Source organism: Saccharopolyspora sp. NPDC002376 (assembly GCF_053593195.1).
In genome coordinates this window covers 40088-51956 of record NZ_JBSFBZ010000039.1, presented here as the reverse complement: position 1 = coordinate 51956, position 11869 = coordinate 40088, and the positions used below count along the sequence as shown (strand labels likewise).

Annotated in this window: 13 protein-coding genes; 2 read left to right on the top strand and 11 right to left on the bottom strand. The window is 66.0% G+C overall.

All coding sequences use genetic code 11. From position 1 onward, the window contains the following. Nucleotides 1-134 precede the first annotated feature (134 nt). Both ACWCO2_RS24020 and ACWCO2_RS24015 read left to right on the top strand, forming a co-directional pair. Nucleotides 135-1334: an arginine deiminase gene (locus tag ACWCO2_RS24020; RefSeq protein WP_450130002.1), complete on the top strand. Its 1200-nt coding sequence runs from the start codon at nucleotides 135-137 to the stop codon at nucleotides 1332-1334. Nucleotides 1335-1600: 266 nt separating this feature from the next. Then, nucleotides 1601-2161 carry a ferritin gene (locus ACWCO2_RS24015; RefSeq protein ID WP_450130001.1) on the top strand — a complete coding sequence of 187 codons (561 nt, stop codon included), beginning with the start codon at nucleotides 1601-1603 and terminating at the stop codon, nucleotides 2159-2161. 152 nt (nucleotides 2162-2313) lie between these two features. Here the strand turns inward: ACWCO2_RS24015 and ACWCO2_RS24010 are convergent, their stop codons facing one another. The 11 genes from ACWCO2_RS24010 to ACWCO2_RS23960 form a co-directional block, all read right to left on the bottom strand. Beyond that, complete coding sequence (locus ACWCO2_RS24010; RefSeq protein WP_450130000.1) at nucleotides 2314-2970, bottom strand: hypothetical protein; 657 nt, start codon at nucleotides 2968-2970, stop codon at nucleotides 2314-2316. A gap of 26 nt (nucleotides 2971-2996) precedes the next feature. Continuing rightward, on the bottom strand, nucleotides 2997-3701 hold the full coding sequence (locus tag ACWCO2_RS24005) for a hypothetical protein (protein ID WP_450129999.1): 705 nt from the start codon (nucleotides 3699-3701) through the stop codon (nucleotides 2997-2999). A 33-nt stretch (nucleotides 3702-3734) separates the two neighbouring features. After that, nucleotides 3735-4076, bottom strand: a complete 342-nt coding sequence (locus ACWCO2_RS24000; RefSeq protein WP_450129998.1) for a hypothetical protein — start codon at nucleotides 4074-4076, stop codon at nucleotides 3735-3737. Further along, a complete protein-coding gene (locus ACWCO2_RS23995; RefSeq protein ID WP_450129997.1) occupies nucleotides 4073-4825 on the bottom strand; it encodes a hypothetical protein in 753 nt (250 codons plus the stop codon). The genes ACWCO2_RS24000 and ACWCO2_RS23995 overlap by 4 nt, the downstream gene beginning before the upstream one ends. 353 nt (nucleotides 4826-5178) lie before the next feature. Beyond that, nucleotides 5179-5664, bottom strand: coding sequence for a hypothetical protein (locus tag ACWCO2_RS23990; RefSeq protein WP_450129996.1), 486 nt, complete (start codon nucleotides 5662-5664; stop codon nucleotides 5179-5181). Then, entirely contained in the window at nucleotides 5664-6236 is a 573-nt protein-coding gene (locus ACWCO2_RS23985) for a SigE family RNA polymerase sigma factor (RefSeq protein WP_450129995.1), read from the bottom strand. Before ACWCO2_RS23985 ends, ACWCO2_RS23990 begins: the two co-directional genes overlap by 1 nt. Nucleotides 6237-6462: 226 nt before the next feature. Then, entirely contained in the window at nucleotides 6463-7413 is a 951-nt protein-coding gene (locus tag ACWCO2_RS23980) for a DUF5926 family protein (RefSeq protein ID WP_450129994.1), read from the bottom strand. 21 nt (nucleotides 7414-7434) lie between these two features. Beyond that, a complete protein-coding gene (locus ACWCO2_RS23975) occupies nucleotides 7435-8277 on the bottom strand; it encodes a glycerophosphodiester phosphodiesterase (RefSeq protein WP_450129993.1) in 843 nt (280 codons plus the stop codon). Nucleotides 8278-8414: 137 nt separating this feature from the next. Next, on the bottom strand, nucleotides 8415-9326 hold the full coding sequence (locus ACWCO2_RS23970; RefSeq protein WP_450129992.1) for a DUF4328 domain-containing protein: 912 nt from the start codon (nucleotides 9324-9326) through the stop codon (nucleotides 8415-8417). Then, nucleotides 9323-9676, bottom strand: coding sequence for a rhodanese-like domain-containing protein (locus tag ACWCO2_RS23965; protein WP_450129991.1), 354 nt, complete (start codon nucleotides 9674-9676; stop codon nucleotides 9323-9325). The genes ACWCO2_RS23970 and ACWCO2_RS23965 overlap by 4 nt, the downstream gene beginning before the upstream one ends. 458 nt (nucleotides 9677-10134) lie before the next feature. Continuing rightward, nucleotides 10135-11679 carry a solute symporter family protein gene (locus ACWCO2_RS23960; RefSeq protein WP_450130029.1) on the bottom strand — a complete coding sequence of 515 codons (1545 nt, stop codon included), beginning with the start codon at nucleotides 11677-11679 and terminating at the stop codon, nucleotides 10135-10137. Between the last annotated feature and the right edge of the window lie 190 nt (nucleotides 11680-11869).

Here is an 11869-nt window from a genome sequence, read left to right as displayed (position 1 = left end):
GAGGTCCGGACGGAGAGCCCGATTTTGACACCTGGCGCAACAAATCGATGCCTAATCACCGATTTTCGTTAACGTTCGATTGAAATCGTCGCTGATCGCAGATGTTTTGGTTCGTCGCGGTTACGCTGCGAACCGTGACCGAACCACACGTCCAGAGCGAGGTCGGGCCGCTGCACTCGGTGCTGCTGCACCGACCGGGCACGGAGTTGAAGCGACTCACTCCGCGCAACAACGACCAGCTCCTGTTCGACGCGATCCCCTGGGTCGATCGCGCGCAGGAGGAGCACGACGCCTTCGCCGAGGTCCTGCGCAGCCGGGGCGTGGAGGTGCTGCTGCTGCGCAGCCTGCTCACCGACGCCCTGCGGGACTCGCGGGCGCGGGCGGCGGCCGTGCTGACCGGCGTCGACGAGCTCAAGCTGGGCATCGACATCGCCGACACCCTGCGGTCCCACCTGTCCAGCGTGGACGACGCCGCGCTCGCCGAGCTCCTCATCTCGGGCATGACGTTCGAGGAACTGCCCGTGGCCGAGGGGCAGTCGCTGGTCCGCCGCATGCACCACGCGCACGACTTCGCCATCGAACCGCTGCCGAACCTGCTGTTCACGCGCGATTCGTCGGTGTGGGTGGGCGACCGGGTCGCCATCGCCGCCCTCGCGATGCCCGCGCGCCGCCGCGAATCGGCGCTCACCGACCTGATCTACGCCTACCACCCGCGCTTCTCGCACGCCGCCCGCGCGTACGGCGCCCACTCCGCCCCCGTCGAGGGCGGCGACGTGCTGCTGCTCGCACCGGGAGTCGTGGCGATCGGCGTCGGCGAGCGCACCACGCCTGCCGGGGTGGAGTCCTTCGCGCGCTCGGTCTTCGCCGACGACCTGGCGCACACCGTGCTGGCCGTGCCGATCGAGCAGACGCGCGCGTCGATGCACCTGGACACGGTGTGCACGATGGTCGACCGCGACGCGGTGGTGATGTACCCGGCCATCCAGGACTCGCTGGACGCCTACACGCTGCGCCCGGCAGGCGAGGAGCTGAAGGTGTCCGGCCCGACGCCCTTCCTGGAAGCCGCAGCGGAAGCGATGGGCATCGACCACCTGCGCGTGATCGACACCGGACTGGATCCCGTGACGGCGGAGCGCGAGCAGTGGGAGGACGGGAACAACACCCTGGCGCTGGCGCCCGGCGTGGTGGTCGCTTACGAACGGAACGCGGAGACCAACGCGCGCCTGGAAGAAGCGGGCATTGAGGTGTTGCGGATTTCCGGTTCGGAACTCGGTTCCGGACGCGGCGGACCGCGTTGCATGTCCTGCCCGATCACCCGCGCCCCACTCACCTGATCGCGCAGTCGGCGAGGTTGCCATTGTGCAATTCACTCACGCAATGGCGACCTCCGCCGACAAATGATCACTCGAATTGGTGAAACTGCGCCCAACAGTCGTCACGATCACGAACGCAGGCCACCTACCAGCGAAAACAGGGCAGGTTTGGCTTACCTTCAATTTCTTAGGATTGCCTGTGTTAATTGCGCGAACCTTAGCCTTGCCACATTCGACTTAGGGTTCCCTGGAATGAATCTGGATTGATTCCAGGGTATTCTGATGGCATGTCTGTCACCGCGAAGAAGATTCAGCACAAGGAATCGAAGTTCGAACACCTGCTGCAGGAGCAGATCCGTAACGAATTCACCGCCTCGCACCAGTACCTCGCGGTGGCAGTGTGGTTCGACGACAACGACCTGCCGCAGCTGGCCAAGCACTTCTACCGGCAGGCGCTCGAGGAGCGCAACCACGCGATGATGATCGTCCAGTACCTGATGGACAAGGACGTCGCGCCGCACATCCCGGCGATCGAGCAGGTCCGCAACGACTTCACCGAGACCCGCGAACTCGTCGCGCTCGCGCTGGAGCAGGAGCGCGAGGTCACCCGCGAAATCGAGACGCTGGCCAGGACCGCCCGCGAGGGGAACGACTACCTCGGCGAGCAGTTCATGCAGTGGTTCCTCAAGGAGCAGGTCGAAGAGGTCTCCCAGATGACGACGCTGCTCAACGTCGTCGACCGAGCCAAGGGCAACCTCTTCGACGTGGAGGACTTCCTCGCCCGCGAGTCCGTCGGCGACGGAGGAGCCGACGCGACGGCCCCCCACGCCGCCGGCGGCGCCGTCTGAGAACCACCGGCCGGGTTGGGCCACGAGCATGAACGAGGCACGACCTCCAGTCCAGGCGACCAGAAGCTATCCCGAGGCCGAGTACAGGTGATGCCAGGCAGCGTGCGCGTACCTGGCATCACCTCGCGGGGTTTCCGGCAAGGTACCGCTCGTCACAACGGCTGTACGGCGGCGAAGATCCTTCTCGCTACGTCACGCGCGCCGGCGCGGCACTGCTCCGTTTGTGAATCATTGTCCCCAATGCGATGATCATAATACGTGATCATCAAGGCATTCTCATCACGAACTAGAAGTTCGCAGCTGTCGCTAGATCCAGGAGCCGTCCAGCGAGCTTCCGAACCGATTCCCACACTGCTGTCCCACTCTCCCCCTAACGGAACATCTGCACCGGACCCGCTTTTCGCAAGATCAGCACCGGAATAACTCCCGAACTCATCTTGCCTATTTTCCCAGAGCTCAACCCGGAAACCAATAAGCGGGCCGTCGTCCTTGTTTTCCGTGAAGGTGCAGGCCTGCGAGAAACGATATGGATCCGAACCATCACTGCGCTGCGGATCCAACGATGGCGGCAAGCCAGGAATCTCCTGCTGGATCTCCTGACACGTCTTGAAGGAAGCGAAGGCATACTTGACCGGTCCCGGCGGTGGACCGCTCGGCCGAGGCGGGTTGATCGCCGTCGTGCCATCGCTGAATGTGGGCATGGGGTACGGCTCAAGACTGGAACCGCCACAGCCCCCGGTGAACATCATCCCCACAGCCAGCAGACCAGCAATCGAACCCTTCCAGGCAAAGTGAAAATTTCTTCTCATGACCCCTTCACGTTCTCGGCAGGAATTCAGCCCTCAACCGCCTGCGGCCAACTCCCCCGCGGGAGAGCTTGATCAGTCATATAACTCTTGAGATCTCGCACCTTGCTGAGCGTTTCTACAAATCTCTTGGCAATACCCACCAAGTTGTCGAGCGACTTCGTTACAACATCCCCGATAGCGCCTGAAAGATCACTGAGAGCAAACGGAATATCAATTACGGACGCCGTTTCGATCGCGGCAGAGACGAGCGCCCCCGCGAAACCTGTCGCCATCTTCGCCAGCTCGGTTATATAATCTACATTGTACTTGGCGATTTCCATGAGCCACTTACTAACTTGATCCGCCTTAGTCGCAATAGCGCCGATCGCATTGTTTTGCGCAGTAACCTTGTCCTGATATGCACTGCTCGCCTGCCCTTCCCAGTAGTAGGAGAGGTGCCCCTTCGTGTGCACGAGCCCATTAACAGGACCCTGAACTTTCTCCGTCCAACCAAATGACTGAACAATCAGCGACACGACAGGTACGTGGTGTTTCACCGCTGTTTCAGCGAGATTCACCAGCTTGATGAGCTCTCCGCGAATGAAGTCAACCGCCGGCTTGATGGCAAGCATGATCGGGCCGAGCATGAATTCCCATTCACTAATATGTGAAACGGCAGCGTTGAACTTGTCGACACTTTCGCGAACCTTTTCTTCTAGGATATCAAATCCGCGGTCCAGCAGGCTGGTCATTTCGACAGAACCAGACATGTGGGATGTCAACTCCTACGAGTGATAAGCCTTGTCAATGTCAATCTCGTTTATGCCATCGGTTCTCTCGTACTCGTCAGCGATCCCACACAGGGCGCGATCAATCTGGTTGAACTCGCCAATCGCCCCCTTGATCATTTGCTCCATGAACGCCCGGAATTCTTCGTAGTACGTAGCCTCAAGAGCGGCGTTAGCAGCCCCAGGAACGAGAGTCGCCAGATCACCGACGAAGAACGCCGGAGGAGACAGGTACGCTTCCTTCACCGCTTGCAAGATCGGTTCAGCGTCCTCAGCTTTTTCCCGCCATCTCTTGGCTTCGTCTCGCAGCTTTGAGGTGACAACTTTGTAGTCAGTCATTCCAACCATCCGGAATTGTTGAGGTCCGCGAAGTGATCGTCTTCCGCTACGCTGCTCTCAAAGCACTCGTCGACCGCCTCACTGCTCCTGTCGCTTTGCGGCTGAACCTGGCGAAAGCGTTCCCCTTGCCCAACCCCGAGACCCGCCCGGACAAACAACTGCAGGATGTCCTCGGAGAGAACTGTGCCCGACGGATTGTCCAGAGCCTGAGGATTACCGCTGATCGCGATCGGCCCCCCGCCGCGTACTTGCATAGTGAGGTAACCGAGCGGGCTGCGGATCTCGGTGACGTCCGCCAGCAGTGCTTGCTGTCGACGGCGGATCGCGTCGTACTCGTCATCGATGGCGTTGAGTTGAGACCGAGTCCGGTGGACCCACTCCTCAGGCGACAACGACATGGCATCCACATACGTGTCGTCCGTCGCAGGCGCGCTCGGTTGCGGCGCAGGGCGGTTGGAAAATTCCACAGCAAGTGCGCGCTGAATTGCGATCATATATGTGTTGTAGAGCACGTCGGGGAACGCGTCCGGCCGGATGCAGTCAGGCCAGCCGGACCGGATCCAGACGCTTGTCACCATTCGCGACCTGTCCACGGTGATAGCGATGCATCCGCTCTGATCGCGGGCCCCGTAAGTGACTGTTGGCTGCAATTCCACGCCACCTGGACGAGTCAGTTCGGCCATCCGAGCCCGCAGTTGCGGACTGTCCGGAACATCCAGTCGTGCCAACGAAACGTTATCGAGCGACATAACACCTACCCCCCATACTTCTCGGTAGCCCCCTGCGCGGTGACCAGTCCCAGGCGAACTGGAGACGGCGTTCGACGCGGCGCCGTCGATGCTATGCCACGTCGCCAGGCGAGTATGACCGATTAGAGAACGTCAACTGTCGGGTTCGTTCGGGTCCGGCGCTCGGGACGGACGAAACGCTCTGTACCGACGGAACCCGCAAACCGACGCTGGGGAAGGAAAAATCTCACGATCGTTGAACTCCGTCGCCGAACGGCGGCCTGGCAATGGGTGTGGCGGCGATGGGGCGCCGCCTGCACGATCACTTCAGCGTCTCGTCGACCAGCAGAACGGACTAGCCCGACCGCGCCGAGTTACTCGCCCGGCGGTTCGCTGGTCTGGTTCGACGCGGACGTCGGGTTCGGTTCGCTGGTTTGCGTGGGGTTCGACGTCGTAGGGGACGGTTCCGACGTCTTGGTGCTCAGGATCGTCGGGAGTTCCGTTGTCCTCTGCGAGGTTTGGGGCACGTAGCTCGGCAGGACAGGTGGTCGTCCCGGTGGCTCTTGCTGTTGCGGTGGCGGCAGAGGTTGCTCGGTGCTGGTCGGGTCCGGTTCCGAGGTCGTGTGCACCACCGGGGGGACCGCCGGCTGCACCGGCTGCTCGGACTTGTGGTTGGCCAGCACCACACCTCCGCCCGCCAACAGCACTGCCGCGAGGGCACTGCCGGTAGCGGCCAACGCGTTGTTGCGCTGGCGGCGGCGCCGCGCTCCCGCGACCACCGACCACTCCGCCCCGGTGCGCACCGGGATGTCCAGGCGGTCGTCTCGGAGGATCCTGTTCAGCTCGTCCTCCAGGTCCATCACACGTCACCTCCTTCCAGCGACCCGAGTCTCTTGCGCAGCGAGGCCATCGCCTTGCTCGCCTGGCTCTTCACCGTTCCGCAGCTCACGCCGAGGCTCTCGGCGATCTCCAGCTCGGAGAGGCCTTCGTAGTAACGCAGCACGACCACCACGCGTTGCCTCGGCGGCAAAGATCGCAGCGCCTGCCACAGCGGCTCGTTCTCCAACCGGTCCGGCTTGGCCTGCGCCGGGATGTCCGGGAAGTCGGCGAGCAGCGTTTCGCGACGGGTGCGGCGCCAGCGGCTGACGTGCGTGTTCGCCATCGCCCGGCGCACGTAGGCGGTCGGATCGCCGCAGTTGCGGCTGATCTTGGCCCAGCGGGCGCCGACCTTCTCCAGCACCGCCTGCACCAGATCGGCGGCGTCGTGCGGGTTGCCGGTCAGGGCGTGGCCGTAGCGCATCAGTCCGGGCAGTGCCACCCGGACGAACTCCGCGAAGTCGTCTTCCGTCGCCGCCATATCCCCCCGGCGCGCCCGCTGGCAGGCACCGGCCGCCTCAGCGGCGGTCGGCACTGCAGGCAGGTGCGCGGTCACCCGGTCCACCCCCGTCCACGTCGGACATCGCGTGTAGAACACGCCACTACCCGACCGGGGGTTGTCCCATGAATACCGCGATCACCCAATCGGCGTATCGCACGAAGGAACTACCCGCGAAATGCAGCGAGCCGCCGGCGCATCGGATCCCGACGCGCCGACGGCTGCGGCGAACTCACGCGACCTCAATGGAAATCAGACGTCCAATTTCCATTGAAATCGCGGATCAGCGGATGGTGACCTGGCGGCCTCGGAGGCCGTCGCGGGCACGGCGCTCAGCTGCGTCGAGGGGCTGGTCGTCCAGGGAGGCCAGGGCTTCGGAGAGGCGTCGGCCCAGTTCAGCGGCGGGTTCGTCCCACTCGCGGGCGTGCTTCTCGCGGTCCAGGTCCCACACCGGGACCAGGAGGCCGTGGGCGCGGAAGGATCCCGCGTAGCGGCTGTCCTCGCCGAGCGCTAGCTCGCCGCGGGCGGACAGGCGGGCCATGGCGGCGACGAGCTGCTCCTCCGGCTCCGGGCGGACCCAGCGCAGGTGCGCCTTCTCGCCCGCGTCCACCCAGTAGGCCGACTCCACACCTTCGGCGGTCAGCCGGTCAGTGGGCATGATGGCCGCGTTCGCCCGCTCCAGGGACAGCGCCACCTCGCCGGTCGGCTCGACGTCGCCGGGCAGCCACCAGGCGAAGTCCTTGTGCACCTCGACCTCGAGCTTCGCCTCGGGGTCCAGCACGTCCTGCAAGCGGGTCGGCACGGTGCCCGCCTCGGCGGTCTCGGGACCGACGACCGACAGCGATTCACCCAGCTCGGCGCCCTGCACCCACTCGACAGCGCGGGCCAGGTCGCGGCTGATGTCCCCGGAGTGGGTCTGCACCTGGAGGCCGACGAACGACTTGTCGTCGTTGCGGCGCAGCGCCGCGGCGGCCATCGGCAGCACGGTCGCCAGGGTGATCTCGCCGTCGCCGCGCAGCGGCAGCTTCGCCGTCGCGGACGGCACGAACTCGCGCAGCGCGATCAGCTCGCACTCCGCAGCCAGCCCCTCGAAGGGCCGGGTCACGATCACGTCGGCGGCGCCACCGGCAGCACCGTGGCAGGCCTTGTAGCGCTTGCCTGAACCGCACGGGCAGGGCTGGCGCGGCTTGATCCCGGTGTCGGCCTCGGGCTTGGGCGCGGTTCGCTTCGACACTGCAGATCCCCTCGCTCTCGGTTAAGTCGCAGTGACGCTACCGAATCGAGAGAGGTCCGAATCAGCCAGGTGGGAGCGGGTCGACGCGGGCGAGTTGGTGGCCAGGTACCGCACGCCGCTGCGTCGGCAGAGATCGACGTCGGCCGGCTCGTCGACGGTCCAGCAGTAGGTGTCGCGGCCGAGCGCGGCGGCGCGGTCGACGAAGCCGGGATCCTCGCGCAACAACCGGATTCCGGGTCCGGCGATATCGGCCCACGGCGGCAGCACGCCGTTGCGCCACGAGTCGCGGAACCGGTCGAACAGCAGCACCGTCGGCACCTGCGGGGCCGCGGCGCGGAACCGTCGGACGGCGGCCTGGGAGAACGACATCATCACCACCGGCGAGTTCTCCGGGTCGGCCGGCTCGGCCAGGCCGTAGCGCGCGAGCAGCGCGACGAGCTTGTGCTCGACCAGCCCGCCGTAGCGCACCGGGTGCTTGGTCTCGATGAACAGCCGCACCGGTCGCGAGTGGTCGTGGGCGAGGGCGAGGAGTTCGTCCAGGGTCAGCACGCCGCGCTCCGGCACCGGGCGGGTGTGGCGCACCAGTTCGTCGGCGGTGTCCGGGAGTTCGCGGTGCCAGCTGTCGAAGTCCACACCGGACATCCCGGCGAGGGTCAGCTCGCTGACCACGCCGCGGGCGCTGGAGGTCCGGTCGATGCGCCGGTCGTGCACGCACACCAGGTGGCCGTCGCGGCTGACCCGGATGTCGCACTCGAGCGCGTCGGCGCCCTGTTCGAGGGCCAGTTCGTAGGCGCCGCGGGTGTGCTCAGCGCGGTGCGCCGAAGCTCCCCGGTGCGCAACGACGTCGGGAGTCGGCTGCCACACGCACCCGATTATGCGGACCGGGCAGATCCACTTCCGGCATCTGTGACACAACGCGCGCGCCAAGACCCATGAGCACTTTGGGCCGCTATGGCAACCCAAAGCACTCATGGGTCCTGAGCTGCTAAAACAGCGCGTTGTCAGCGCGGAGCTGTGGTGGAGCGCGCGGCGCGCGGAGGTGGCGGGGTCGCGCGGACCGCGCGGACCTGGAGGCGGCGGAGCTCGGTCGGGTCCGGGGCGACCAGCAGGGCCATGACGTACTTGATCAGCCGCGCGGTCAGCACCGCCAGGAGCGTGACCAGCGCGTTGTTCAGGGCGTGCAGGACGACGCCGTCGGCGAGCGCTTGGACGCTGCCGCGGAATCCCCAGAGGATCGTGAACCAACCGACCAGCAGCGTCGCCACCCACGTCGCCCACCAGAACCGGACGCGCAGGGTCGGGAACGGTCGCGCGCCGCGCTCGCGGGCGCCCTCGGCGATCAGCACCGAGTGCTCCAGTTCCGCCACCGCCGAGCCGGGCACGAACAGGTTCAGCCCGGGCACCAGCACGCCGACGACCACCCGCCAGTCGGGACGGGCATTGCGGACTCCGATGCGCTCAGCGGCCGCGGCGCGCGCACCCAGCCCCCACAGCACGACCAGCACTCCGGCCAGCGCGCCCGCCACCCACAGCAGGACCCCGGTGATGCCGACCAGCGCGTCGGAGATCGCCAGCGGAGTGCGCGCCAGCGCTCCGTCCCTGCTCAGCAGCAGCAAGACGTAGCGCCAGGCCTCGGCGAAGGTCCCCAGCCCTGCGACACCAGCAGTGATCCACAGGACCGCCGACGCGGACCTGGCCGAAGCCTCCGCGCGCACCGAGGCGTTGATGTTCTCGCGCGCGGGCAGCGCGAGCGGCCACCGCCACGCCAGCATCGGGAAGCCCCAGCGCGGCACGGCCGGGTAGGACGGCGGGCCGGTGTAGCGGCGCGGAGGCCGTCGCTGCTTCGGGCGGCGCAGACCGCCCGGCGGGGTGGCGACCCACCGCGCCGGGCGCTGCGCAGGTCCTGGGTTCACAGCACGTACGGCTCGCCGTCGTCGGACACCATCGGCCGACCGATGGCCGACCAGCCGTTCATCCCGCGCTCGACGTTGACCGCGTCCCAGCCATTGGCGTTGAGGTACGCGGTGACCTTCGCCGACCGGCCGCCGGAGCGGCAGACCACGTAGACCTGGTCGGCCACCGGGATCTCGTCGAGCCGGTCCACGAGCTCGCTCATCGGGAGGTGCACGGCCTGGGGCGCGTGCCCGGCCTGCCACTCGTTGCTCTCCCGCACGTCCAGCAGAACGCTGCCCTCGGGCAGCTGGGCGGGGAGGTCTTCCGGCTGCACACCGGGCACCTGGTTACCGGGAACTGGCGTAGTCACACCCCGATGCTGCCACGCCGGACGTGGTGCCCGCGTGAGACCCGAGAAGACCGCGTTGACCAGGTCGAACGCGAGTCCTGTTCGGGGTTGTTCACACTTTCGGTCGGTCCTGGCTTCGAAATTGGCGATTCAAGATCATCGCATGCGAAGGTTCGCTTCGATTCAGTCCCGACCGAAAGGAACGCTCGTGACTTGCCGAGCCATCCTCCGCTGGCCCAACGGCAGCGACTGGGGCCATCTGGCCGAAGTTCCGGAAGAAGGCGGACTGCCCCGCTTCACCGGCTTCGTCCGCATGACGGACCCTCGCGTCCAAGCTCTGATCACCAACAACAACCCGCAGCCGGCGGACGACGGCATGTGGGAAGTGCACTTCACCGCGGCAAGACCGAACTCGTCCCTGCCTGAACAGCAAAGCGCCCGCCCGGCACGCGGCCGGACGGGCGCCTTTCAACGAACCGTCAGTGCGAGACCGCCTTCTCCGCGCCCGCACCCGTGAGGGAGCGGACCTCCATCTCGGCGTACTTCTCCTCGTTCGTCTTGTCCTTGCTGACGATCGTGCCGAGGTAGCCGAGCAGGAAGGACAGCGGGATCGACACCAGACCCGGGTTCTTCAGCGGGAACCAGGCGAAGTCCAGCGCCGGGAACATCGCTTCCTTGTTTCCGGAGACCGCCGGGGAGAACACGATCAGCAGGATCGTGATCGCCAGACCGCCGTAGATGCTCCACAACGCGCCGTTGGTGTTGAAGCGCTTCCAGAACAGCGAGTACAGCAGCGTCGGCAGGTTCGCCGAGGCCGCCACCGCGAACGCCAGCGCCACCAGGAACGCCACGTTCTGGCCGTTGGCCGCGATACCGCCGAAGATCGACACGATGCCGATCACCACCGCGGTGATCCGGGCGACCTTGACCTCGCCGTTCTTGTCGTCCACCTGACCCTTCTTGATCACGTTCGCGTAGATGTCGTGCGCGAACGAGGCGGACGCGGTGATCGTCAGCCCCGCGACCACGGCCAGGATGGTCGCGAAGGCGACCGCGGCGATGAAGCCCAGCAGCAGCGGGCCACCGATCTCCAGCGCCAGCAGCGGCGCGGCCGAGTTGACCCCGCCCGGCGCGTCCTTGATCACGTCCGGCCCGACCAGCGCACCCGCGCCGTAGCCCAGGACCAGCGTGAACAGGTAGAACAGGCCGATCAGCCAGATCGCCCAGACCACCGAGCGGCGGGCTTCCTTGGCGGTGGGCACGGTGTAGAAGCGCATCAGCACGTGCGGCAGACCAGCGGTGCCGAGCACCAGCGCGATGCCCAGCGAGATGAAGTCGATCTTGCTGGTACCGGTCTTGCCGTACTGGGCACCCGGGTCGAGCACGGACGGTCCGGCGACATCGGCGGCGTGGCCGAGCAGCCCGGACAGGTTGAAGCCGTACATGCCGAGGACCCAGATGGTCATCACGAACGCGCCCGCGATCAGCAGCGCGGCCTTGATGATCTGCACCCAGGTGGTGCCCTTCATGCCGCCGACCAGCACGTAGACGATCATCAGCGCGCCGACCACGGCGATGACCACGGCCTGACCGGTCTTGCTGGAGATGCCCAGCAGCAGCGCCACCAGACCGCCGGCGCCGGCCATCTGGGCGAGCAGGTAGAAGAACGTCACGGCCATGGTGGACAGCGACGCGGCGGTGCGCACCGGACGTTCCTTCATCCGGAAGCTGAGCACGTCGCCCATCGTGTACTTGCCGGTGTTGCGCAGCAGCTCCGCGACCAGCAGCAGCGCCACCAGCCAGGCCACCAGGAAGCCGATCGAGTACAGGAAGCCGTCGTAGCCGTAGACCGCGATCGCCCCGGCGATGCCGAGGAACGACGCGGCGGACAGGTAGTCACCGGCGATCGCGACGCCGTTCTGCGGGCCGGTGAAAGCGCGACCGCCCGCGTAGTAGTCGGCAGCGGTCTTCGTGTTCCGGCTGGCCCGGAACACGACGACCATCGTGACCAGCACGAACAGCATGAAGATGCCGATGTTGAGCCAGCTGTTCTGCGCGGTCGCCGGGGTGTCAGCCAGCGGGTGGAGTGCGACGTTCACTTCTGCTGGCCTCCTTCGGCCGCAGCCTCTTCCGCCGCGTCCTCGTCATCCTTCTCCGCGTCCTCCGCTGGGGCGTCAGCCTTTTCGACATCCTCCGCTGGAGCGTCAGCCTTCT